The following is a 24,670-nucleotide window of genomic DNA, read 5'->3' as shown; positions in this document are numbered from 1 at the left end:
TATTAAGTTTATGAAAAAGTTAATTGACAATGATTTTCATTAATTATTGGTAATTGTTCACTATTAATACTTGTTATATCGTTGTTTCTTAATAATGGAGTTCTTTCAGATATTTGTTGTTCGTTATTACTTTCAACATTAATATCAGAAATATTTGTTGGAAAACATTTATCATAAATATTTGAAATGGAAGTGCTAATTCCATACCCTAGTTTAGAGCCTAAAAATGCTCCAATAAAAGTTGAACCTGTTATACCAACCATTAGTCAAAAGAGTGCCATTCCTGCTTCTGGATCATGGAAAGCTTCCTTATTTTTTGAAATTAAATCATAATAAAAATAACTTATGTCACTTAGTGCTGTACTACCACCTAATATTCCGCCTGTATATGTAAAGTATTTTTGAATTTTTTTCATTTTTTCTCCTTTCAAAATAAAAAACTATTTATTTTAAAATTAAAATAATAGTTTAAAAACTTGTATGAAGTTTTATATTTTAATTTTAACATAAGATTTTTTTGATAAAAATAAGACAAAAATTACTATTAATAGTTTATTGTAAATATATAATTTTCTATATTAATAAAAGAAATTTATTAAATTTATAAGGGCGGTTGTCAAAGTTACGAAATAATTAATTATTATATTAGTAACTTATTTCCAAAAATGAATTATTTGAAAAATAATGAAAATTAGACAAAATTACTCTCTTTAACCCTTAAATTTAAATTTATATTCGACGTATTTTAAAAAATATACATTTAAAAAAATAAAAATTATTCTCAAAGTTATTAAGGAAAAAGACAAGAAATAATCTTGTCTTTTTTTTGTAATTGTAAAATTTTAAAATTTTTAATAAATCTCTTTAATACTATTATCAACACGTGTTAAGGAACTAAAAAAGTGAACTACAACACAGTTGTTAAAAATAGTAGCTAGCATGTGGACTTGCATGGATAAATAAAAAGTGGAGTGATACCTAATAAAATATACTAACCAGTAATGGTAATTCTTGGGGTGGGAGCGAATTGGAAACTAGTATATATAGACCCGTGGGGGAACATACTATTATTCTTTATTTAACCAACCTTGCCACTACCAAGTGAGCAAGTGTTGGTTTTATTTTTTATTTTTTTTGAAAAATTTATTTTTGAGCCCAGAATTTCTGGAATAAATAAAACTAATAGTAGTATTATTAATAATCTAAAAATCAAAATATATGTTCTTTATGCTAGAAGCAACAGAACATATTAGGAAGGGATTATTATGCAAATAGAATTTAAAAAAGAACAAATTGTTAAAGATAGACTACAATCTATTCTTATTGATTATGGTGAATAAAAATTACAATGTCCAAAATGAATGGTTAAAAATAATAGTTTTATTGCTGATGATAAATATACATATTGAGTTTTTAATTTAGAAAATATTAAAAGAGAATTAAGTGGTAATGAATTAATAAAATTATTAGAACCATATATTAAAGACCAAAAAATAACTGTTAATAAACCAATCGCTCCAAAAGAATATTATCTTAATGATATAAAACTTGAACCATTAATATTTTATGAACAGCATAATAGTTGATTTATGTGTGAAATAACAGATAACAAAACAAACATTACTAATCCTTGTTTTAAATATAACATTACGTGAGAAGAAAACAGAAAAGGTTTTAAAATAAATAATCCATATAAACATGATGATTTACCAATTAATTATATAATTACTTCTTATAAGGAAACTTCAACTCATAATGAAAAAGTATTTTTGTTGAACATGTAAACAAAATAAATTAGATTATTTATTCTTTAATACTAATGATATAAAAATAAGAAAATATTTTTTAAGAGATAAAAATAGTAAAGCAATTTGTTATGACTGTATTTTAAATATTAGGTTAAGTAGGAGGTATAAATATGGATAAAGAATACTTAAGTAAAAGAGGAACAATTTGCATAACGGACAGTGATAATATTGAATTTAAAATAGGACTAATTCAACTGATTGATGATTTAAAAAAAGATAATTTAGTTTGTGGTCATAAAGAATTTATTGAAGAATGTAAATATTGTTGATGTAATTGTGATTTAGAAATTATTAAAACAGTTATTAGAGGTTAACTTAATTAATGCAATATGAGTTAATTATCGGTATTGACCCTGCTGGTATTGGTAATAACGGAATTGTTATATATTCAAATGAAACTAATAATATTGTTTTTAATGAAACATTTAAAACTAAAACAGTTTTAGAAAGTAAAAATTTGTATAAAGAATACTTTTTAACAATTAAACATCATTTTGATAATAAAAAAATATTAGTTATTGTAGAAAATTTCTTTTTAAGTTCAAAGCAATTATTAACTAATCCATTAGCAACTCCTAAAATTATTGGTGCATTAATGGTATTAGTACAAGATGTTTTTAACTGAGATTATTTCGAAAATCATCCAAAAAATAAAAGTAAAATAGAAGATTATAAAGGAAATATAAAATTTACAAAACATGAACAAGATGCTTATAAACATATTCAATATTATTTGGGCGCATCACTTTAACCCTTAGATTCATAATTGGATAACAAAGAACAAAGATTAAATTTATAAAAACTTTAGGAGGAAATAAAAAATGTCTAGATTATATATTATTGAAGAATTAATGGAAAGAACACAAGCTGATAGAATGGCACCTGGTTTTTATTGTGTATTTGATGGTAAGAATGCATTATATAATATTTCACATTTACACGATAAATTTGGTGGAGATGTAGATTTATGTGGTTCTTGCTTAAGAAAATATGATAAAGGTCAAATAAAAATTTAATTCTAAAGTTAAAACTTAATAAAACTCTCGTAGATAGTCTAATTATGCGTACTATTATTTAAAAAATCATAAAAAAATATTAATTTTTGATAATTATTTAAGGAAATTATAAACATGAAAGATAAAACAAATTATGTCAAATTAACAGTAAAACTAAGTAATACTATTGAAGCAAAATATTACGAAAAAGGTAATAAAGAATTATATTATAGTGTTCGAGGTCAGTGAAATGGATTAAACTATGTTACTTTAATTTTTAATAACCCAAAATTTTATAAACGATGTATTTTATTAAACAAAAACGATGAAATTATTGTAACTGGTCAAATTTTTAATACTTTAAACATCCCTAAAAATCGTGCATTTTGTTCAATTAATGTTAAATGATTTAAAAAATGAAAGGAATAAATAATGAATAGTAATGAATACATGAAAAAAATAAAAAAAGCATTAAAAATAATTGAAAGTGATAGTTATAAAGAAGAACTAAAAAAACATAATGAAATCATTGAAAAACATAAAATTAATGAAAGTAATAAATAATGACTAGATGTGATTATGTAGATAATATAGGAAAAGGATGTAAAACTTTAACTAATAAAAAACCAAACCCAAATAATAACATGCGTTTATATTGTTATTTTTGTCAAGATATAGTAGATGCTATTAATGAAAAAAAGAAAAGAAAATTATATTAATGAATATAAAGAAAAAATAATTAATTATATTAAAAAACAACAAAAATTCTATAATGGTACAGAAATAGATTTAGTACTTGATATTTTATTACAAAAAATAATTAATGGTGAATTTAATAATGAATAAATATAAAAATGTAATAAAAGAATCTGATTAAGTAAAAATTGATGTATGAAATGTTTAGAAATAATAGTTAATAATTTAACTAAAAATAAGGAGAAATAAATAATGATTATATTGCCTACTTTGTTTGAAAATAAAGATGAAATTGAAATATTATCACCATTTCCCAAAGCAATTCATACAAGTAATGATATTCGAGCAATTATTTTAAGATTATACCCAAATGTTAAATCAAAACACATAATTGTTTCTGATCCCGAAAGTAATGTTGCATTAATAGTTGGTGATAATGATGTTTATCAAGGTTGAATTAAAGTAACAATTAAAAAATTAGAAATAGAAAGAGAATAACCATGACTAAACGCGAATTTTTAATTAAATGAAATGTAGATGAAAAATTATTTTTTATTGATAATGTTGAATTTTGTACAAGTGACACATGTGTAATGTTTAATTGAAATGATAATTATTTAATGATTGATTATTATTCAGAATACATGAATAAATTTATAGAACTATTAAATGATTTAAAACAAATTAAAGGAGAATAAATAAATGCAGAAGGAAAAAATTAAAATTAGAAATTATGAATTTGAATTAAATTCTTATGTAGTAGATTCCTTATTGGAAGTTATAAGAGAACTGATAAAAACAAACAAAGGAGAATAAATTATGTTAGATGAAATTTTAAAAGTAATTTTTGATAGAACAGATAAACAAGAATTAATTTATATGATATAAAGATTAATTCTTGTTACTAAAAATCCATCAGAAACAAAAAAATGACTTATTAAAGAATTTGATAAAAATCATTATGTTTTAGAAAAATTATTGAATATGAACGGAGAAGTTAAATAATGCCAAATGAAAATACACAATCAAATTATACTTTAACTAAATTAATTAGAACTGGAATAAGTCTAATTTGTGCAATGATAGGTACAAGCGCTTATTATGGTCAAGTAATAAGTAATCCATTATTAGGTTCAATTAATAGTTTATTATTTGGTAAAAAATTAGGTTTAGATATATGAAATTTAAATCAAAGACCAAATACTAAAACTAAATTAATTAATAGTAGTAAAAAAATATTACTAGGTTTAGGAACAGTTGGTTTAGCAAATTATAGTAAATGAACAGAAAATAATATTAATCCTATTATTCCAACAACACCAACTCCAATAACTACTACAACTACAACAGAAGGTCCTCCATGATTACTATTAAATAAACAAGAAAATCAGTCATTAATGGATTGAGATACATATATTAGTTTAAATGCTTATGGTATTTCAAATCTTATTAGTGGATTAACTGAATTAATACCTAATAAATTTGAAACAATAAGAAAGATTTGTAATATGGCTACTGGTGGATGCTTAATATCAAGTGGTGTAGCAATGGGTATTAATAATGATTTTAATAATGCTTATGCAATACCTACAATTGTTGCTGGTGCTACTGAAATTATTCATAATTTATTACCTATGGAAACTACACATCATAATGAAGAAATGCAAGAAACATCATTTAATGATGAAACTGCAAGATTAGTAAATGATAATAGATTCACAATTAATAGTGAAACAACTAGTCAATATGGTAGTGATAATATGAGCGAAGTACCATTAAATCATGATAATGCTTCATTAAATTGAGATTATAATCACATGAATTTATAAAGGAGGTGAATAATTTATGAATAAAGAAAAATTACTTGAATATTATAATAATGAAATAAAAACATATAACGAGCAAATAGAAGAATTAGAAAAAAAACTATCTGTATTAGTAGAAGTTATAAGTAATTCACAATCAATGATTGAAAGAATTAATAAAGGTGAATTTAATGAATAAAGATATGGAAAAAGATTTAAAAATTATAAAAGGAAAAGAAAAAACGCTTAAATTTGGTTATGAAAGATTAAATGAAGCATTAGATTTAAGAAATAAATTAGTTAATAGATATGAAGATATTGCAACTCCAAAACAACATGAATTAAGTAATAAATTAAATAAAAAAATTGATAATATTATTGAATTTATTTTAAAAAATGAAATCGGAAAATAAACAATTGAAAGGAAAATATTCAAATGAAAGAATTTTTACATGAATTAATAATTATTGGAACAAGTGTTGGAACATTAATTTGCAGAGAAATTATTGTTTTATTAAAAAGATTTATCACAACTCCAAAACATGTTAGAGCAAATAACAAAATTATAAAAAATCAAAAAAAATTAGCAAAGTTAAATGAAAAGATTAATAAAGAAAATAAATAAAAAAGTGGTGATGTAAATGTTAGAAAATGAAAATAATGTTCAACAAACAACTGAACCTTTAAATGAAAATAATGCTTCTTCACAAGAAATAGAAAATAAAGTTAATGAAGCAGAAAATAAGTTAAATAAACTTAATCAAGAAATTAAAGAAAAAGAAATGATTAATATATTTAAAAAATATCAAGTTAAAACTGAATTTTATGATTTTTTAAAATTTAAAACAAGTAATATAGAAAATTCAAAAATTGAAGAAACTATTAAAAAAATGATTAAAGAACAACCAGTATTTAAACAAACAATTAATACAGGTGGTAATAAACAAATAATTATTAATAATAAACCAAATGATAAAGAAAATTTTTTAATTAATTATAAAAAGAAAAATTATTTATAAACGAAAGGAAGAAATAAAATGTTAGTACCATTTAATCAAAATTTAGACAATATAGAGAGATTAGTAGAAGCACCAGAATTTATAGAGTTTTTTAAAATTTCAAATAGTCCATGGGCAAACTTTTTTCCTACTGAAATTGTTGACTCAGTAAATATTGAGTTTATTGTTAAAAAACCAAAAAAACTGGAAGTAAAAATTATTGCTTGGGATGATAAAAGTAAAAGATATGAATTACCATATGTTGATACAGATAAAATTAGTAAAAAAATAACTAAAAAATATCTTGCAGGAGAAATTATTGCAGATGTAGATTTAAAAGCAAATAATGGACAAAATTTATTAGATAGTATGCAATATGAAGTTGCAAATGATTTAGCAGATAAATTGGCAATTGATGATACACAAGCAATTGCAAAATTTGCTACTAAAATCGATATTGAAGATACAACACCAGTAGGCTATTTAAAATCAATGTTATCTGCTTGAAATACTTTGTTTCAATTTAGAAACATTGTAAATAGTAAATTTTTTATTACTAATGGTCTTTATGATAGTTTAGTTTATTTAGCAGATAATAAAGGTTTAATTACCGATAATCAGTTGGCACAACAATTACGTTTAAATGGAAATAATTTATATGTAAAAGGTGTATTATGTGAAATCGTTCTTGATGACTATATGATTTTTACTAATGATAAAAATGAACAACAATTAATGACCTTTATTTTAGCAACACCAAGAGCAATGAAAAGATACATGATAGAAAATACAGTTATTTATGTAGATTTTATTAAAGACGATAAAGCAGGAAGAGCATATAAAGTTGCTGGTGAAGCAATACCATATATTTCTAATAATGAAACAACATCACGTTGAATGTTATGTGGAATTATTAAAACAGAAAAAACTGATTTAAAAACTAAAATTACAAGTTTAACAACTGATATTACTGCAAATGTTAATAACAATAATAGTGAATTAAATACACAAATAAAAAGTACTAATGAACTTAAATCATTAAATCCAAATTTAACAAATCCAACTATTAAATATTTTAGTGATGCACAAGGAAAAACTAATGTAAGTAATCAAAAACAAAAAGCAGGTGACTTATATATAACTATTACTGCAAATGTTAATGACTTAAATTATAAAGGAACAACAAATCCAATTAAAATAACTCTTAAATAAAGGAAATTAATATCATGCCAATTGGTACAACTAGTACAGCAATACTTTTAAACATAAATAAACCAAAACATACTAGAACAAGTAACCAACAAGAAAATAAAAGTTTTTGATGAGAAATTTTAGAAATGATTGGTGTACAAGTTATAGCAGTAGCACTTGCTCCTTTTACTGGTGGATTAAGTGAAAGTTTTGCACTTGGATTAGGTGCAAGTGATTTAATTGCTAGTATTAGTGCTGTTGGTGTAGAGTTTTTAACTGATTTTACTATTAATCAAGTTTATGATTATTTAAAAGGAAATGTAACACCATTAAATACTTTTTTTAATATATTACCAGCATTTGCTGGACTTAATAAAATTAGTCGTGGTTATCGTACAACTAAATTTATTAAGTTAGTACAAAAAACTAAAACATTAGAACAAGTTGGTATTAAAGAAGCAAAAAATTTACAAGAAATTATTAGTCAAGTAAGTGGAAAAGAAATTTTAACAGATAAAATTATTGGTAATAAACGTTATTTATTTAATTATAGTTTTGCTCCTAATCGTGAAACAATAATCCAAAATTTGGGTTATGTTGCTGAAAGACAATATAAAAATAATTTTCAAAAATTAGAAGCACAAGAATTAAAAGATTATTTATTATTACAAAATACATTAATAAAATTAAGTCCACAATTAACTCCTAAATTTAAAATCAAAGATATTGAAAAAGCAAATAACTTTTTAAAAAAATATAATACTGATTTAAAAAAAGTACTATCTATGAACCAACATGATTGATTAAATTTAGTTCATACAATACATACAGAAAATAGATATGGAAAAACTTTAATTTTAGATTTACAAAAAATTCGTGCTAATGCTATTAAATTTAATTTTAAAAATAGTTTAATTCATAAGATTGTTTTAAATGCAAATAAAATTTTTAAGTATTTTGATATTAGATTTTATTTAAAAAAAGGTTTAAATAAATTTTGAAAAGATACTCCATATTTTGAAAAATTACGAGAAAGTATATATAAATTACAAGAAAAATTTGAAAAGTTAGAAAAACAAGCATTTGAAAAAATTAATAAATTAAAAGAAAAAGCAACTGATTTATTTACTAGTGCAGAGAAAAAAGCAATTAAACATGCACAATTAATTCCATTAAATTCCCCAGTATTTATGGGTTGTAAAATTCAACCTTTATCATTAGATAAATGTGCAATTACTATTTATCATCGCAATCTTAAATATAAACCAATTACAGTTGTTGATAGTATTCTTAAAGCAGAAACTTTTGTTACTCAAATACATCCATTCCATTGATATCGTTGATATAGTGGTTGATACATTGGTTATGGAGTTAATTAAAATAAATGATTAAAAGCAATAGCATTTACTCCACCAGTGGTGCAACAAGTAATTAGAGATAGTTTTAAAGTATATAGAGAAATATTTAGAACTATTAGAACTTATCATAAAGTAGTAAATGTTATTAATAATCCTATTGAAAATATTAATAAATCATTTAAAACTGTTGGTTTAAAATTTTCAGTTAATACTTTATTTGGAACAGGATTATTACATCATTTAGAAAAATTTGCATATAGTCAAGTTGTAGAAAAAGGTAAAAAAAAGTTATAAAAAGAAATTATCCATATATCACATAGAAAAACTAAAACAAAAACTAAGCATTATAAAAAAGCATTTTTTAAGGAATGATAAATTATGATTAATAAACTTTGAACTGATGTCAGTCTTGAAAATTATAATAACTGATATCCATTAACTGGAAAAATTACAGAAACTCCACAACAATATATAAATACATGACCTAATGTTAATGATTGATTTATAACTTTTGCTATTCGCGCTCAAAATGATATTAATGCTTATTTTGATTTTATTTTATCTAAATTTCCTTTCGATAGTTTTAAAGATGAATTAATTAAAGCAACATTAAGAGATATAGTTTATGTTATGGTTGAACATTGAGTATTTAATCGTACACCAATTGAATTTAATGTTGATGCTACTATTCAATTTAATAATGGTAATCAATTTAGTGCAAATAGTACTCCTACAATTAATGTTTGAGATTTAGCACCTAGTAGAATGAAAATATGAGCAAGATTAACAGAATTAAAACAAATATTTTCAAGTTATAATGATAATGAAATAGATATTGAAAAAATTGACTTAAAAGCATTTTATACTAGAAATCAAGTTGATGAATTAATTAAAGAACAAAAAGAATTTACATTATTAAAACAAATTAAATTATATGATGATTTAGTTGATGATAATGAAAATGAAATATATAGAGGTCCTGTTAGTAAATTTATTAATAAAGGTTATGTTGCAACAGATTATGATAAAGAAACTGAAACAATGATTTTAGATTGACCTGATGAAATTGGTACATTACCACCCGAAGCATTACAAAATAATCCACAAATTGGTGATTATACACATGCACCGACTTGTGATTTTTCTGCTAAACAGCAAAAACGAATTACTACAAATGAAAATGAAATTACCAAATTAAATAGTGAATTAATTAAAGCAAACGAAAATATTAATGATGTTAAAAATAATTGATTTAATATTGAAACTAGTCCTTTATGAAAGAAAGTTGAAAATAATAATATAGAAACATTTAAATGATATTTTATTAAAATCAGTTATCAATATTCAACAGAAAATGACTTTATGAAATTTTATAAAGTAATTAAAATTTATTTAAATAATGTTTTTAATGAATTTGAATTGTTAAATGTTGATTCCATGACTTATAAAGAACAAATCTCAAATAAAAATATTTTAAATATTGGAACTATTTACTATGACAATAGAAATAAAAAATTTAGTGGTGGAGGTAATTCTTATCCTGAACGTGGAAAAATTAATTTAATTGGTAATATAGAAGAAATATATCAATATCAAGGAATAGATACACCAATTGAATTTATAGCAGAAGAACATACTGAAAGTGATTATTACACAAAACTAGAAACTAATAATTTATTAGATAAAAAACAAGATAAATTAACTGTTGGTTCAAATATTAATATTGATGAAACTAATACCATTAGTGCAAATTTAACTAATTATTATAATAAATCAGAAATTGATAAAAAATTAGAAGATACAAAAGAATTATTTCCAATTGCTTTTTATATGAATGCTATTGGTAAAGAAATTCCTACTTTAGAAACTAATGATAAAACTATTGTTGGTGGTATTAATGAGTTAAAAGAAAAAATAAAAGATAAAAAATTTTCAAATGATTATTTTAAATATAATACTGAAACAAATCAAATTGCATTACATGATGAAGAAAATTCATTACTTTGTAAAGATTTATTAGAAAATAATGAATATAAATTATTAAAAACTCAAAATAAAAAATTATTACAAGCCATTAATGAAATATTAGAAAAACAACCAACTCCAACTCCAAGTATAAATAATTGAAAAGAAGTAGGAACAAGAGAAAAAAATAAATGAGATAATTGACAAATTACTTATGATTTTCAAGAGAATAAACATTATAGAGTTTATTATTCTTGAAGTATATATAATCCAGTTTATACTATTCAAGAATTTATTATAACGGATAACAAAATTGCTGGTGTACAAATACAAACCTTTAATGATAGTGCTAATATAGTAATTTTATCAGTTCAACATGCAAAATGGATTACTATTTATACTGGAAAAGGTAATTTAAAAGGTAATGTATGAAAATTAGAAGAATTACAGGAATAAGATTATGTTTTTTAAAATTATAAAAATTATTTTAGGTTTAATAGGAGTTATATTATCATCAGCTATTGCTGGTTTAATTATATTTATTATTATAAAAATTGTATTTAAAATTAATCAAATATTTTAAAAAAAGGTGGTGAATATTATGTTAGGTAGATTTTTAAGAAAAGATAAAAGCACTAATAATGAAGAAAAAACTAAATTAACTTTTTTAAAAGGTAAAAGTACACATGCTTCTATTTTAAGTTATTTTGGTTTTAATGATTTTAATCATGAAACTTATTTCACTGATTTTGTAGCAGAAAATAACGCTAATTTATATAATGCTCCATTAGATATTAATAATGAAGTTATTACGAAATATTTAATTCAACAAGAATTTTATAGAAAAAATTGAAATTCTATTTTTAAATTAAGTAAATTAGGAATTAGTGGTTATTTAATTTTTATTGCTAATGATGATTTATATTTTCAAGTCGTTGATATACAACAAAGAGTTTATGATATTACTAGTAAATTAATTCAATGCACTATTTTTTATGATAGTTATGAGCAAAATGCACAAATGGTAAGATTATTTGAAATTTATACATTAAATAATGAACAAGTAACTATTAATCGTGCAATTTATAGTATTAGTGATAATAAAAAACAATTTCCATTAGATTTTAAATCATTCATTAATAATCCCAATTTAGAACAAGAACAAATATTAAATATTAATTATATTCCAATAGCAATTATGAGAAATAAAGCAAATGAACTAGCAGATTGTAATAAAGTAATGGATAAAATTAAAGCATTAGATGTTATTTATGAACAAATTGTTTTAGATACAATTTTAAATTCACCCAAATTTATATTTAGTCAAACTTATGGAAATGTACAATCAACATTAGAAGAAGCAGTAAGAACTTTGGTTACTAAAAACTACATATTTAAAAGTGGTGGAGATAATAATGAACAAAACGAAAATATCAATATGACAAATAGTAATTTTAAAGGTAAAAATTTAACTGATATATACGATTGAAATGTTAATGAAATATTTAAACGTTGTGGTATTCATATACCAAGTCAAAAGAAATCTGCACAACAATCAATTTCAGAAAGTACAGCAGTAAATATTTCAACTATTAATTATATTGAACAAAAATTATGATAATTTAATATTGATATTCTTAAATTTATTCAAATATTAGTACGTGTAGATAAAGATTTATTAAATAGTAAAACCTTTAATATTAATGATGAACAAGAAATTAATAACTTAACTGTTAAATTAAAATTATTTAATCCAGAAAATAACCAATTAATAGGAGATAACAATGGACAACAGCAAACCACAAACGAAGTTTCCACAAAAACAGAAGCAAACTAAACTTAATCAAGCAGAAGTAGAAAATGATTATTTAATTGATAATATTCCTTATGATTTTACTAATATGATGCGTGCTACTAGTGACCCAGATATTAATAGAGCATACGATGAATTTAAAAAAAGAACAATTTATATTTATGAAATTGAACGTTTATTTAAAAATAATGAAAATAATACTTTAAGATTTTCAGAAAATACTATTAAAATTGGTTTTATTGATATTGATAAAGTATTAAAAACTATTGCTGTTGAAACATCAGACTTTACTATGCAATTAAATCAAAGAGCAAGTACTAATATTAATGATAATACTATTGAATATAGTATGACTGATATTAAAAATTTAATATTCCAAGAAATAAATTTATTAAATCAATTTAAGTTATATGCAGTTAGTATAAATGAACCATTAACTGAAAATAATATTGATAACTTATATATTATTAATAATTATTCACAACCTTATCAAAATCCAAAAACAAGAAGTACTAAAAGTATAACTATTATTAAAATTAAAGACTTTAAAACAAGAGATGGTTATCCAATCATTATTAAATTACAAAAACCATTAGATAAGGATACAAAAGTTACTTGTTTAAAAATTAAAGCCCCTAGAAGCATGATTTTCGGCAATATAAAAGTACTTGGTGAAGTTGATAATATGGAAGTATACCCAAAATTATTTGTTAAAGATAAGATAGCATTTCCACTGTTATCAATGCCTATTGAAACTCAACCAAAAGTTAGAATATTACAACAATGATTTAGTGAACAAATATTACCATGAAATTTAGCAAAACAATTTATTGGACAAGAAAAATCAGTTTTAGATTTAATTGCTATTGGTGGTGGAAGTGAAACAAGAAAAGAAATTATTAATAATGCAAGAGTAACTAATGCTAAAATTGGTAAATATGATGGACCATCACCAATACCGAAAAAATTAGCTGATTTTGAAATGAAAAAGAATGAACAATATTTATTATATAGTCATCAAGAACCAAACCCACCATATCCAAGCAGAAATATTGTTATTGAATTATCACAGAATTTTGATGATGTTGAACTAGAAATAAATGATAAACCACCAATTGATAGTTTGCAAAAAGTATTATTAGATATGTTAACTTATACATATACCTATAATCGTAATTTTGATGGAATATCTTTTAAACAAGGTGATGAAAATTTTGATATTACAAAACTTCGTGCTAAATTTGAAAATCAAAAGCCCGATGATGTTATTACTAATTTATTTAAACAATGAGAATTAGATTATCCAAATTATATAAGTTTGCCACAAGTTAAGATATTTAAACAAATAGTAATTATGTTATCTAAATATATTTATTCAATACTATCTATTAATAAAGGTTTAAATGATGATTTTAAACTATTATTACCTTATTATTTTGAAATAAAATCAAATCCTATACATTCTACACCAGATAAAGTTTGAGAATTTAAAGATGCAAAAGTTGTATTAAAATCTGAATATTTTGATTTTTCAGATATCAATAATATTAAATTGAAAAATAATGATATTAGTCAAAATGAATTATTTAAACTAGATGATAATCAATTTAACTGATTATCTATTACAAATGAAATTGAAAGTAATAATATTCCATCATTAATTCCTGCTGATTGAACATTAGGTAATGGAGAATATGGTAAATATTTTACAAGAGCAATTATTAATAAGAATAAAATTAAAAATGCTTTAAACTTATATGGTTCAAATAAATCTCAATTATTTTCTAAATTAGAATTTTATAAAGAAATTTTACAAATTGATAATAATAATGAATTTGAATTACAAATTGAAAATCCAATTAATAACTTAAATCGGATTGAAATTAGTGGTATATTTGGTGCCGGAAATTATGATTTAATTTTAATAACCGATAAACAAGAAATAAGTTTAACTAATATTAATTTATTTGATAAATATAACGATAATATTTCATACATTAATTTGGAAATTTAATTATCAATTAAAATATCCTTTTGGATATTGACCATCTCATTTTAAATCTGTATTAATACGTTTATCTTTATCAAAATACAAATCTATTATGTGTTTATCATTAGTTTTTCTTTCTCATATTGTTGTTCCAGCCCCCCCAGTAGACTGTATAGTCATGTCCTAAATATGATTTATAACCATTAGTTTGATTATGTGCTAGTGAACCAATTATTAAACCAGTTATTCCACTTATTGCACCAGTTAGTGCTAATGCTAATGTTATTTTATTTAAATTTGTTTTTATTCATATTTTTATATTAAATTACTCCTTTTTTCCTTGATGTTACTTTTAAATTGTACTATTTTTCACTATTTTTACAAGTATACTTTTAAACGCAAAATAACGCCTAAATTAAAGGTGTTTATTTTGTGATACCTATACTATTAATTATATATAACTTGTTTATTATATTGTAAATATGAAAGTACTTTTTTTCGCAGTACCATTATTTTATTCATAATTACATTATTATGTGGATTATTGTGGATAAAATCAAGTAAAATAGATTATTAATATAATTTGTCATATTTTAACACTTTAAATTTATGCAATTTAAAATTAATAATTGGTACAGAAACAGATTAGGAGAATTTAAATATGAATTTTAATTATAAATGAAATTTTAGAGAACAATATGCTAAATTTGATAAATTAGTTTTAGAACATATAACAAAAAAATGAGAAAAATGAGATTGAAGAATAAAAAATACAAGAGATAAAAAGAAATATAAAATTGTTGATTATCAATATCGAACAAGAAAAACATTATATGGAATGGTGACTTATAAAAGAAGAATTTATGAATATTTTGATGAAAAATTACAAAAATGAGTTCGTATTTGTTTACTAGATGAAGAATTAGAATTACCTAAATATAAAAGAATTGGTGAAGATATTGAAGACACTATTATTGAAAATTTTGCAGATGGGAAAAGATATCGTGATATTTGTGCTATTTGTAAAAAAGCAGGTATTAGTGTTAGTACTGTTCATAGAGTTTTTAAAAATTTCGAAATAGTTGAAGCAAATCCAGAAAAAGTAAAACTAGAAAAAAATCAACCTATTTTTGTAGCAATTGATGATGGTCATCGAAAATTTTGAAATTTTAAACGTAAAGGTATAAAACACTCTATGCGATTAATAGTAACATATACAGATAATATTAATCACAAAATACAAAATAAAAGAGTAAAAGCAATTATTAGACCAACAAAAACAAAATTGGAGTTAAAAAAACTGCTGAATTTGTTAAAGAACATTGTCAAAAATTTTACGAAAATATTGAAGAAGCCAAAATTATTATTTGTGGAGATAGTGCAGGATGAATTAAAGAAGTTGCTGATTATTTAGGTGCACAATTTGTTTTAGATAAATTTCATTTAATTAGAACATTATATCTTGGAATAATGGCTGGAAATAAAGAAAAATATTTAAACGAATATAATCACTGTAAAAATTTAATTAATAATGGTCAATATGAACAATTAATTAAATATTTATATAAAGAATTAGATAATCATAAAAAATTAAAGAAACAGTATTTTAAAAATAATAAACAAGGCATTGAAAATCAAGGTGCAAAGTGAAATATAGGTTGTTTTACTGAAACTAATATTTGACATGTTTTAAAAGAAATGCTTGGTAATAGAACATATAATATTTTGATTTATATAAAAATGGTTATTTTTAAATGTAATAAGATAAATTTAGAAACATAATTTAATGAATGTAATAATTACTTATTATTTCACAATTTGCAATAGCATCTCAAAAATTATTATTTTTTATTTTTCTTTTTAAACCAATAATAAAGAATGTTAATGACAAAATTATAGACACAAAAATTGGAACTACAATTGTAGAAAAGATAACTGCAATTTTTAACCATAATAAAGAATAACTATAAGAATTATGAATAATATAACAACTTCCAAAATTTTTAAGGCAAATATTATTATTGGTTAATATGTAATATCAACTATATTTATTTCATAAAGTAAAACCGTTATATTCATATATTAAAGGTTTTGTATTTTTAAATAAATTATTGTTTTTAACAGTTACTACTTCTTTTCCATGAAATAAACCTAGTAATAATAGTAAAGTAATCACAATTAAAATAGTTAAAACAAATAATAATACAGTTACTAACTGTAATTTTTTAAGTGCTTTAATTTTCATTTTTAAATTCTCCTTAATTTTACTTTATAAGTTTAGCACTTACTAAATTTAATTATAAGTATTTTAGTTGAAATATATTTTAAAAAATAGTAATATAAAGTTACAATTTCATAAAAATCCAAATTATTTCTTGTCTAAAATATAATAAGACTATATAGATTTAATTTATTTCGGATTTTTGACAATATCCCAATTTATATTTTAGATTATAATTTTTTAAAATAAAAACAAAGTTTTTAAAATAAAATTTATAAATTATATTTTTATTTAGTTAATTTTGAACTATAAGAATGTTATTAACAATTAAAAAAATAATTTTTGAATAAATCTTTTATCTTTTTTCGTTATTTTTATTGTTATTTTATTGATTTATAAATTAAAAGGCGTAAAATTTCATATTAGTATATATTTTAAATTATTGAAAATATACGCATTAAAGATAAAGGAGTGTTTTTAGTGGAAAGTAGTAAAAATCTGTTTATTGTTAATCATCCTTTAATACAAGATAAATTAACAAGAATTAGAAATCACTTAACCCAAAAAAAAGATTTCAAAGAGAATTTAAGCGAAATTGCAACGTTAATGGCTTATGAAGTATTTAAAGATATTCCTCTTGATGAAATTGAAGTTGAAACACCCATTACTAAAGTTATTGGTAAAACATTAACCAAGACAATCATTCTTTCTCCGATTTTAAGAGCAGGATTAGGGATGACAAATGGATTTGAGTATGTAGTACCTAATGCAATTATTAGTCATGTTGGTCTTTATCGTGATGAAGAAACTTTAAAACCACAAAAATATTTTTTTAAATATCCTAAAAATATTAAAAATATAAGTGATGCATTAGTATTTATCTTAGATCCAATGCTTGCTACTGGTGGTACTGCTGATGCTGCTATTAAAGAATTAAAAAAAGTAGGTTTTAAAAACATTACTTTAGTTTCCATTGTAGGAGCACCAGTAGCTATTAAGAAAATTAATCATAATCATCCTGATGTTAAGATTTTTTTAGCAGCGTTGGATAAAGAATTAAATGATGATGGTTATATTGTACCTGGATTGGGTGATGCTGGTGATCGAATTTTTGGAACTAAATAAATATTTTAATGGAAAAAATTAGAAATAACCTTTTTCTTTCAATACTTTTTACAATGTTATGCTATTGATTATTAATTAATGTAGGATTAATTATAACTGTTATAATTAATACAAACGATTGGTTATTAATTACTGGATTTAATATTGGTTTTATAGGAAGTATGATTGGGTTATGTTTTTTATATTTATCGTCAAAATGATTAACCAGCGGAATACATTTAAAACAAACCTTAGCATATTTTGGATTCTTATTAAGAATGTTAATTTATGGTTCAATTATAGTTTTGAATATTTTCTTTAATTTTGCTAATATTTTTACTATAATTGCCGGAATGTCAATATTGATGGTTGCTACTATTACTGCAACGTTATGTGTATATCAAAAAAATAACTTAAAAGAAGGAATTTAAATGGAAACTTTAGCTGGATTGGAAAGTTGGAACTATTTACAAATTATGCCACAATTGGTAACAATTTTGATAACAACAGTCTTTATCAGTGTTATTAGTTATATTTATTATTATAAAGTAAAACGAATGAAGCCTGATGAAGATCCAAGAGGTATTGTTTTAGTTGTTGAATTAATAATTAAATCATTTGAAAAAATTGTTGTTGATGTTCTTGGTGTAAAGTATAAAAACCTGACAGTTTATTTGTTATATGTAATGGGTTATATTTTAATTGGTAATTGATTATCGATTATTGGTCTTGAACCACAGTCATCAATGTATACGGTTACTTTATCAATGGCATTAGTTACTTTTATTGGAATATATTATATTGCTATTAAATTTCAGAAACTTTTATTTTTTAAAAAATTTATTATTAACCCTCTAGAATTAATTACTCAATTTGCACCTTTGATTTCTTTATCTTTTCGTTTATTTGGTAATATTTTAGGTGGAAGTATTATTTTGGCAATGCTTTATGGGGTAACTGCTAATATTTGAAGTAATATCCCAATTATTGGTCAGATGAATTTATTAATTGGTGTAATTGGACCATTCTTACATATTTATTTTGATTTATTTGCTGGAAGCATTCAAGCCTTAATTTTTGGCACCTTAACTCTTGTTTATTGGAAGTTACAAATGGAAGAAGGAAGTTCTCATAAGGGAGAACTTACTATTAAATTACCAAAAAAACTTCGTAAACAACAAGCAATAAATCATGAAGAAGAAATTTATACCGAACGTTCAATTATGGAAAAAAAATAAAATACAAAAAGGAGAATTTATTTATTATGGAATTATTAACAACAGTAATGACACATGTCTTTCATTTTTTTAATCATTTAGCAGCTGATCCTAATGGATTGATGAATTTAAAGTTTGTTGGAGCTGGAATTTCAACTATTTCTTGTGCAGGAAGTGGAATTGGTCAAGGTTTTGCTGCTGGTAAAGCTGTTGAAGCGGTTGCTCGTAATCCTGAAGTAGAATCTAAAATTAGAACACAATTTGTTATTGGTGCAGCTATTGCCGAATCAGGTGCTATTTATGGTTTAGTTGTTTCTCTAATTTTAATATTTGTAGCAAAATATTAAAAAGTAGGTGATTTTATGAATTTTAATTTCAATGATTTAGTATCAGGTGATGATATTGTTAATCAATTATTTCCCAATCTTCCTGTTTTTATTGCTCATATTTTTGCAACATTAATTTTATTAATGGTACTTTGAAGATGAGTTTATGCTCCGTTTCGTAAGGCTTTACATTCGCGACATTTAGTAATTAAAGAAAAACTTGATGATGCTGCTTGCAAGCAATCATTAGCTAATCAAGATCGTGGTGAAGCTAGTCAAATATTAAAAGCTGCTAAAATTGAAGCTCAGGAAATTATTGCTAATGCACAAAATGATGGTTACAATAAGCGTAAACAAATTATTGATAAAGCGCAAGAAGAGAGTATGCGTATTACTAATCAATCAAATCGTGATTTAGTTCGTGCTCGTAAAGAGGCAGAAGCAAAGATTAACGAAGAAATCAAAGTAGTAGCATTAGAAGCAGCTAAAAAAATTATTGGTGCTGAAATGAATGCTAAAAAACATGAACAATTAATTACTGATTTTATTAAGAATTTGGAATAGTGGTGAAGTTAAATGATAGATGAAGGATTAGCTAATCAATGAAGTAATGGTCTTTTTCAATTAGCAAGAGAAATAAAAAAAATTACTCAATTTGCTGAAGAAAGTAATAAATTAATTGATATTTTTACTACTTATCCAGAATTTATTGATATTACTAGTAGTAGTAATTTAACTATTGAAACACGTAAACAAATTATTAGTGAAACTTTTAAAAATCATATTGAACCATATATGTTAAATTTTTTCTTTTTGTTGATTGATGAACATCATTTCCAGTGTGTTCGTTTCATTTTAAAAGAATTTCGCAAATTATGTAATGAATATCAAGATGTAAACTATGGCATTATTTATTCAGTAATAGAACTTTCAAACCAACAAATAAATCAAATAAAATTGAAAATTGAGAAAGTCATTAAACATAAGATTAAAGTCGTTAACAAGATTGATAAATCATTAATTGGCGGTATTAAAGTTAAAGTACGGAATCAAGTTTTTGATGGTTCCGTTAAAGGTCAAATTGATCAATTAAAACAAGAATTATTAAGTCATGAATAGAGGTAAAACAAATGTCCTTAAACGTTAATCAAATTTCAGAAATTATAAAAAGCCAAATTAAAAATTATGGTAAAAAAATTAGTGCTAATGAGGAAGGCATTGTTGTTACTGTCGGTGATGGAATTGCGCTAATTCATGGTTTAGATAAGGCTGTTAATGGTGAATTAGTATTTTTTTCTAAAAGTAATATTTATGGTATGGTTTTGAGTTTAGAAGAAACTGCTGTTGGTGTTACTTTAATGGGGGATGACACGGGTATCAAAGAAGGAGATATTGTTAGTAGAACAGGTAATGTTGTTGAAACACCAGTTGGTAATATGCTTTTAGGAAGAGTTGTTAATGCACTAGGGCAAAAGATTGATGGTAAAGGTCCAATTAAAACTACGAAAACTAGACCGATTGAAAGAATAGCGCTGGGTGTGATGACTAGAAAATCTGTATCAGAACCTTTAGCAACAGGATTATTATCAATTGATGCAATGATTCCGATTGGCAAAGGTCAAAGAGAGTTAATAATTGGTGATCGTCAAACTGGAAAAACAACGATTGCTATTGATACTATTATTAATCAAAAGGGTAAAAATGTTTTTTGTGTTTATGTTGCTATTGGTCAAAAGGCCTCAACTGTTGCTCAAATTGTTGATAAATTAACACAATTAGGGGCAATGGAGTATACAACTATTGTTGCTGCTACTGCTAGTGAAGTTGCTCCTTTGCAATATATTGCTCCTTATACAGGAGTAACTATTGCCGAAGAATGAATGGAAGAAGGTAAAGATGTCTTAATTGTTTATGATGATTTGAGTAAACATGCAGTGGCCTATCGTGCTATTTCTTTATTATTAAGACGACCACCAGGAAGAGAAGCTTATCCAGGAGATGTCTTTTATCTTCATTCACGTTTATTAGAACGTGCAGCTAAATTAAATGAAAAACATGGTGGTGGGAGTATTACTGCCTTACCTATTATTGAAACACAAGCCGGTGATATTTCTGCATATATTCCTACTAATGTTATTTCAATTACTGATGGTCAAATTTTTTTAATGTCAGAATTATTTAATGCCGGAATTCGTCCAGCAGTTGATGTGGGTTTATCAGTTTCACGGGTAGGTTCATCAGCACAAATTAAAGCAATAAAACAAGCAGGTGGAACATTAAAATTAGAATTAGCACAATTTCGTGAATTACAAGCTTTTTCACAATTTGGTTCTGATTTAGATGAAAATACTAGAGCTGTTATTGAACATGGTAAACGTGCCATTGAAATTTTAAAACAAAAACAAAATGAACCATTAAATCAAATTGATCAAGCAATTATTTTATTAGCAATTAAAAATAAGGCAATTAAATGATTACCAGTAGAAATGATGGATTCTTTTAAAAAGGAAGTAATAACTTATTTTCAAAAACAACAACGAAAAAGTTATTTAAAATTACAGCAAGATCAAGCGTTTAGTGAAGAGTTACAAGTGAGCATTAGTCAAGGCATTATGCAGGTTGTTTATAATTTGACCAATAAGCTAAATGACTATAATCCTAAAATATATGGTAGTCTTGAAGAATGGGAAACATTAATTAAAACATTCAAATAATGTATTTAGGAAGGTAAGGTGAAATATCATGGCTCAAAGCATGGAACAAATTAGACAAAAAATTAAATCTGTTAATACTAGTTATAAAATTACTAAAGCAATGCAACTAGTATCAACAGCTAAATTAAAAAAAGTAGGTAAAAGAATTGAGATGATTAAACCTTATTATTCTGAAGTTTATGATACATTCAATCAACTAATACCTAAATTAAGTAATTCAATTTATTTAAAAACAAAAGATCAAGTTATTAATAAAACAATATGAGTCGTTTTTAATTCTAATTTAGGATTATGTGGTGGTTTTAATAATAATTTAAATAAATTAGTATTAGAACAATATAAACCACAAGATGAAATAGTTGTTATTGGTAGTAAAGGAGTTTCATACTTTACTAATCATCATTGTAAAATTATGCAATCTTATACTGAAATTAACATTCAATCATCATATAATGATTCGCAAGAGATATCTTTGTTGTTACTTTCTAAGTTTAATAATAAAGAAACTGATGCTATTAAAATTGCATATACAAAATATGTAAATACGGTAACAACAATTCCAACAATTATTGATTTATTGCCAATTGTTTCTATTAAAACTAATCAAGAAAGTAATTTAATTCAAACCGATTTTGAACCAGACGCTAATACTGTTATTAATAGTGCTATTCCTTTATATGTTGGTGCCATTGTTTATGGTGCATTAGTAGAATCACAAGTGTCAGAGCAAGCATTACGAAGATTAGCAATGGAAAATGCTTCAAATAATGCCAAAGAAATGAAAGATAAATTATTAGTAAGTTATAATCGTGCCCGTCAAGGTACTATTACCCAAGAAATTTCAGAAATTATTGGTGGCGCTGATGCCCAATCATCATAATAAAGGAGCAAACTAAAATGAAAAATGCAACTAGTAAAAAACCTATAACAATTAAAGAAAAAAAAGTTAGTGATAAAAATTCTTTAAAAAAGGATAATACTAAAGTTATTGCTAAAGTAAAAGCAAAAGTCACTAAAAAAGTAGTTAATAGCAAAGAAAGTGTTAAAACTAGTAAACAATTACCAACTAAACGAAATATTGGAAAAATTGTTCAAATTTCAGGTCCAGTTATTGATATTTGTTTTAATGATAATAGTTTACCTAATTTAAATAATGCTATTAGTATTGATAATAATGGTCAAAAATTAATTGTTGAAGTTGCAAAACATATTGGTGATGATAGTGTTCGTTGTATTTCAATGGGTCCAACTGAAGGATTACTACGTGGTCTTGAAGCAGTTGATTTAGGAATACCAATTAGTGTTCCTGTTGGTGAAGAAGTTTTGGGTAGACTTTTTAATGTATTGGGTGAAGTCATTGATGATGGTAAAGAACTTAAAACTAAATTAAAATATCCTATTCATCGTACACCTCCTAGTTTTGATGAATTACAATCAAAATCAGAAGTTTTAGAAACAGGAATTAAAGTTATTGATTTATTAGCACCTTATGCTAAAGGTGGAAAAATTGGTTTATTCGGTGGAGCTGGAGTTGGTAAAACAGTTTTAATTCAAGAATTAATTAATAACATAGCTAAAGAACATGGTGGTATTTCTGTCTTTTCAGGAGTTGGCGAAAGAACACGTGAGGGTAATGATTTATATTATGAAATGCAAGAGTCAGGTGTTATTAGTAAAACTGCTTTAGTGTTTGGTCAAATGTCAGAACCACCAGGTGCTAGAATGCGTGTTGCATTAACTGGTTTAACAATTGCTGAATACTTCCGTGATGAAAAACAGCAAGATGTATTATTATTTATTGATAATATATTTCGTTTTACACAAGCTGGTAGTGAAGTATCGGCTTTATTAGGAAGAATGCCTTCAGCAGTAGGATACCAACCAACATTATCGACAGAAATGGGTGCTTTACAGGAACGTATTGTATCAACAACACGTGGTTCTATTACATCTGTACAAGCAGTATATGTACCAGCCGATGATCTAACTGATCCAGCTCCTGCGACAACATTTACTCACTTGGATGCTAAAATTGTTTTAGATCGTAATATTGCTGCTTTAGGGCTTTATCCTGCTGTTCATCCTTTACAATCTTCATCGAGAATGTTAGATCCTGCTATTGTTGGTCAGGAACATTATGATGTTGCACAAAGAGTTATTGAAACAATTCAACGTTTTTCTGAATTAGAACCAATCATTGGTATTTTAGGAATGGATGAGTTGAGTGAAGAAGATAAAAAAATAGTAGCTAGAGCAAGAAGAATTCGTAATTTTTGTTCACAACCATTTCATGTTGCTGAAAAATTTTCGGGTTTAAATGGTATTTATATTCCTATTAGTCAAACTGTTAATAGTTTTAAACAAATTTTAGATGGTGAATGTGATGATTTACCAGAGCAAGCATTTTTATATGTAGGAACTATTGAACAAGCAATTGAAAAGGCAAAGAAATTGAGATAATTGAAGGTG

Annotated in this window: 36 protein-coding genes; 33 read left to right on the top strand and 3 right to left on the bottom strand. The window is 23.9% G+C overall.

The features are described from left to right. Nucleotides 1-8 precede the first annotated feature (8 nt). On the bottom strand, nt 9-416 hold the full coding sequence (locus tag AACK81_RS08350) for a hypothetical protein (RefSeq protein WP_338961363.1): 408 nt from the start codon (nt 414-416) through the stop codon (nt 9-11). Between the two features lie 945 nt (nt 417-1,361). Here AACK81_RS08350 and AACK81_RS08345 point away from each other — a divergent pair. The 22 genes from AACK81_RS08345 to AACK81_RS08240 all read left to right on the top strand — a co-directional run bounded on the left by AACK81_RS08345 (nt 1,362) and on the right by AACK81_RS08240 (nt 14,643). Then, nucleotides 1,362-1,784: a hypothetical protein gene (locus AACK81_RS08345; protein ID WP_338961362.1), complete on the top strand. Its 423-nt coding sequence runs from the start codon at nt 1,362-1,364 to the stop codon at nt 1,782-1,784. Continuing rightward, nucleotides 1,756-1,926, top strand: a complete 171-nt coding sequence (locus AACK81_RS08340) for a hypothetical protein (protein ID WP_338961360.1) — start codon at nt 1,756-1,758, stop codon at nt 1,924-1,926. Before AACK81_RS08345 ends, AACK81_RS08340 begins: the two co-directional genes overlap by 29 nt. After that, nucleotides 1,919-2,122 carry a hypothetical protein gene (locus tag AACK81_RS08335; protein WP_338961358.1) on the top strand — a complete coding sequence of 68 codons (204 nt, stop codon included), beginning with the start codon at nt 1,919-1,921 and terminating at the stop codon, nt 2,120-2,122. Before AACK81_RS08340 ends, AACK81_RS08335 begins: the two co-directional genes overlap by 8 nt. 8 nt (nt 2,123-2,130) lie before the next feature. Then, nucleotides 2,131-2,559: a hypothetical protein gene (locus AACK81_RS08330; RefSeq protein WP_338961355.1), complete on the top strand. Its 429-nt coding sequence runs from the start codon at nt 2,131-2,133 to the stop codon at nt 2,557-2,559. Between the two features lie 70 nt (nt 2,560-2,629). Continuing rightward, nucleotides 2,630-2,824, top strand: a complete 195-nt coding sequence (locus AACK81_RS08325) for a hypothetical protein (RefSeq protein ID WP_338961352.1) — start codon at nt 2,630-2,632, stop codon at nt 2,822-2,824. Between the two features lie 114 nt (nt 2,825-2,938). Then, a complete protein-coding gene (locus AACK81_RS08320; RefSeq protein ID WP_338961351.1) occupies nt 2,939-3,232 on the top strand; it encodes a hypothetical protein in 294 nt (97 codons plus the stop codon). A gap of 3 nt (nt 3,233-3,235) precedes the next feature. Continuing rightward, entirely contained in the window at nt 3,236-3,367 is a 132-nt protein-coding gene (locus AACK81_RS08315) for a hypothetical protein (RefSeq protein ID WP_338961348.1), read from the top strand. 126 nt (nt 3,368-3,493) lie between these two features. Next, nucleotides 3,494-3,649, top strand: a complete 156-nt coding sequence (locus tag AACK81_RS08310; RefSeq protein ID WP_338961346.1) for a hypothetical protein — start codon at nt 3,494-3,496, stop codon at nt 3,647-3,649. Nucleotides 3,650-3,751: 102 nt separating this feature from the next. Next, complete coding sequence (locus tag AACK81_RS08305) at nt 3,752-3,997, top strand: hypothetical protein (protein WP_338961344.1); 246 nt, start codon at nt 3,752-3,754, stop codon at nt 3,995-3,997. A 2-nt stretch (nt 3,998-3,999) separates the two neighbouring features. Further along, nucleotides 4,000-4,197: a hypothetical protein gene (locus tag AACK81_RS08300; protein ID WP_338961342.1), complete on the top strand. Its 198-nt coding sequence runs from the start codon at nt 4,000-4,002 to the stop codon at nt 4,195-4,197. Between the two features lie 306 nt (nt 4,198-4,503). Then, a complete protein-coding gene (locus AACK81_RS08295; protein ID WP_338961340.1) occupies nt 4,504-5,328 on the top strand; it encodes a hypothetical protein in 825 nt (274 codons plus the stop codon). Nucleotides 5,329-5,344: 16 nt separating this feature from the next. After that, nucleotides 5,345-5,503, top strand: coding sequence for a hypothetical protein (locus AACK81_RS08290; RefSeq protein ID WP_338961337.1), 159 nt, complete (start codon nt 5,345-5,347; stop codon nt 5,501-5,503). Then, entirely contained in the window at nt 5,496-5,717 is a 222-nt protein-coding gene (locus AACK81_RS08285) for a hypothetical protein (protein ID WP_338961334.1), read from the top strand. The genes AACK81_RS08290 and AACK81_RS08285 overlap by 8 nt, the downstream gene beginning before the upstream one ends. A gap of 23 nt (nt 5,718-5,740) precedes the next feature. Next, complete coding sequence (locus AACK81_RS08280; RefSeq protein ID WP_338961331.1) at nt 5,741-5,929, top strand: hypothetical protein; 189 nt, start codon at nt 5,741-5,743, stop codon at nt 5,927-5,929. Nucleotides 5,930-5,945: 16 nt separating this feature from the next. Next, entirely contained in the window at nt 5,946-6,323 is a 378-nt protein-coding gene (locus tag AACK81_RS08275) for a hypothetical protein (RefSeq protein WP_338961328.1), read from the top strand. An 18-nt stretch (nt 6,324-6,341) separates the two neighbouring features. After that, on the top strand, nt 6,342-7,514 hold the full coding sequence (locus AACK81_RS08270) for a hypothetical protein (RefSeq protein WP_338961325.1): 1,173 nt from the start codon (nt 6,342-6,344) through the stop codon (nt 7,512-7,514). A 14-nt stretch (nt 7,515-7,528) separates the two neighbouring features. Next, the gene (locus AACK81_RS08265) at nt 7,529-8,872 is read left to right on the top strand and encodes a hypothetical protein (RefSeq protein ID WP_338961321.1); all 1,344 of its coding nucleotides are present in this window, start codon (nt 7,529-7,531) and stop codon (nt 8,870-8,872) included. A gap of 36 nt (nt 8,873-8,908) precedes the next feature. Beyond that, nucleotides 8,909-9,145, top strand: a complete 237-nt coding sequence (locus AACK81_RS08260) for a hypothetical protein (protein ID WP_338961319.1) — start codon at nt 8,909-8,911, stop codon at nt 9,143-9,145. An 84-nt stretch (nt 9,146-9,229) separates the two neighbouring features. Beyond that, nucleotides 9,230-11,272 carry a hypothetical protein gene (locus AACK81_RS08255; RefSeq protein WP_338961316.1) on the top strand — a complete coding sequence of 681 codons (2,043 nt, stop codon included), beginning with the start codon at nt 9,230-9,232 and terminating at the stop codon, nt 11,270-11,272. A 4-nt stretch (nt 11,273-11,276) separates the two neighbouring features. Further along, the gene (locus AACK81_RS08250; RefSeq protein ID WP_338961314.1) at nt 11,277-11,399 is read left to right on the top strand and encodes a hypothetical protein; all 123 of its coding nucleotides are present in this window, start codon (nt 11,277-11,279) and stop codon (nt 11,397-11,399) included. Between the two features lie 18 nt (nt 11,400-11,417). After that, nucleotides 11,418-12,437 carry a hypothetical protein gene (locus tag AACK81_RS08245; protein WP_338961311.1) on the top strand — a complete coding sequence of 340 codons (1,020 nt, stop codon included), beginning with the start codon at nt 11,418-11,420 and terminating at the stop codon, nt 12,435-12,437. A gap of 163 nt (nt 12,438-12,600) precedes the next feature. Beyond that, nucleotides 12,601-14,643 (top strand): hypothetical protein, encoded by a 2,043-nt coding sequence (locus tag AACK81_RS08240; protein WP_338961310.1) that lies wholly within the window; start codon nt 12,601-12,603, stop codon nt 14,641-14,643. On the opposite strand, the gene AACK81_RS08235 is transcribed toward AACK81_RS08240, so the two are convergent. Next, entirely contained in the window at nt 14,644-14,799 is a 156-nt protein-coding gene (locus AACK81_RS08235; protein WP_338961307.1) for a hypothetical protein, read from the bottom strand. A 481-nt stretch (nt 14,800-15,280) separates the two neighbouring features. Here AACK81_RS08235 and AACK81_RS08230 point away from each other — a divergent pair, with 481 nt between their 5' ends. After that, the gene (locus tag AACK81_RS08230; protein ID WP_338961304.1) at nt 15,281-16,033 is read left to right on the top strand and encodes a UPF0236 family transposase-like protein; all 753 of its coding nucleotides are present in this window, start codon (nt 15,281-15,283) and stop codon (nt 16,031-16,033) included. A gap of 56 nt (nt 16,034-16,089) precedes the next feature. Beyond that, nucleotides 16,090-16,401, top strand: a complete 312-nt coding sequence (locus tag AACK81_RS08225) for a hypothetical protein (RefSeq protein ID WP_338961302.1) — start codon at nt 16,090-16,092, stop codon at nt 16,399-16,401. Nucleotide 16,402: 1 nt separating this feature from the next. Here AACK81_RS08225 and AACK81_RS08220 read toward each other — a convergent pair whose 3' ends face one another. Then, entirely contained in the window at nt 16,403-16,864 is a 462-nt protein-coding gene (locus tag AACK81_RS08220) for a hypothetical protein (protein WP_338961300.1), read from the bottom strand. Nucleotides 16,865-17,320: 456 nt separating this feature from the next. Between AACK81_RS08220 and upp the strand changes: the two genes are divergently transcribed. From upp to atpD, 9 genes are read left to right on the top strand one after another with little or no spacing between them, the layout of a single operon-like run. After that, a complete protein-coding gene (upp, locus tag AACK81_RS08215; protein WP_308699596.1) occupies nt 17,321-17,965 on the top strand; it encodes a uracil phosphoribosyltransferase in 645 nt (214 codons plus the stop codon). Between the two features lie 53 nt (nt 17,966-18,018). Continuing rightward, nucleotides 18,019-18,375, top strand: a complete 357-nt coding sequence (locus tag AACK81_RS08210) for a hypothetical protein (RefSeq protein WP_338961298.1) — start codon at nt 18,019-18,021, stop codon at nt 18,373-18,375. Further along, nucleotides 18,376-19,182 carry a F0F1 ATP synthase subunit A gene (locus AACK81_RS08205; RefSeq protein ID WP_338961297.1) on the top strand — a complete coding sequence of 269 codons (807 nt, stop codon included), beginning with the start codon at nt 18,376-18,378 and terminating at the stop codon, nt 19,180-19,182. Nucleotides 19,183-19,208: 26 nt separating this feature from the next. Further along, nucleotides 19,209-19,508: an ATP synthase F0 subunit C gene (gene atpE / locus AACK81_RS08200; protein WP_338961295.1), complete on the top strand. Its 300-nt coding sequence runs from the start codon at nt 19,209-19,211 to the stop codon at nt 19,506-19,508. Between the two features lie 15 nt (nt 19,509-19,523). Beyond that, nucleotides 19,524-20,051, top strand: a complete 528-nt coding sequence (gene atpF / locus AACK81_RS08195) for a F0F1 ATP synthase subunit B (RefSeq protein WP_281749184.1) — start codon at nt 19,524-19,526, stop codon at nt 20,049-20,051. A 12-nt stretch (nt 20,052-20,063) separates the two neighbouring features. After that, the gene (locus AACK81_RS08190) at nt 20,064-20,606 is read left to right on the top strand and encodes a F0F1 ATP synthase subunit delta (protein WP_281749183.1); all 543 of its coding nucleotides are present in this window, start codon (nt 20,064-20,066) and stop codon (nt 20,604-20,606) included. An 11-nt stretch (nt 20,607-20,617) separates the two neighbouring features. Next, complete coding sequence (atpA, locus tag AACK81_RS08185) at nt 20,618-22,201, top strand: F0F1 ATP synthase subunit alpha (protein WP_338961293.1); 1,584 nt, start codon at nt 20,618-20,620, stop codon at nt 22,199-22,201. Between the two features lie 28 nt (nt 22,202-22,229). Continuing rightward, nucleotides 22,230-23,081 (top strand): ATP synthase F1 subunit gamma, encoded by an 852-nt coding sequence (gene atpG, locus AACK81_RS08180; protein ID WP_338961291.1) that lies wholly within the window; start codon nt 22,230-22,232, stop codon nt 23,079-23,081. Between the two features lie 17 nt (nt 23,082-23,098). Next, the gene (gene atpD / locus AACK81_RS08175) at nt 23,099-24,661 is read left to right on the top strand and encodes a F0F1 ATP synthase subunit beta (protein ID WP_338961290.1); all 1,563 of its coding nucleotides are present in this window, start codon (nt 23,099-23,101) and stop codon (nt 24,659-24,661) included. Nucleotides 24,662-24,670: the final 9 nt, after the last annotated feature.

It is taken from the genome of Spiroplasma endosymbiont of Lasioglossum villosulum, assembly GCF_964020195.1.
In the GTDB taxonomy this organism is placed as follows: domain Bacteria; phylum Bacillota_I; class Bacilli_A; order Mycoplasmatales; family VBWQ01; genus Spiroplasma_E; species Spiroplasma_E ixodetis_A.
This window is presented reverse-complemented; position numbering and strand designations above follow the sequence as displayed.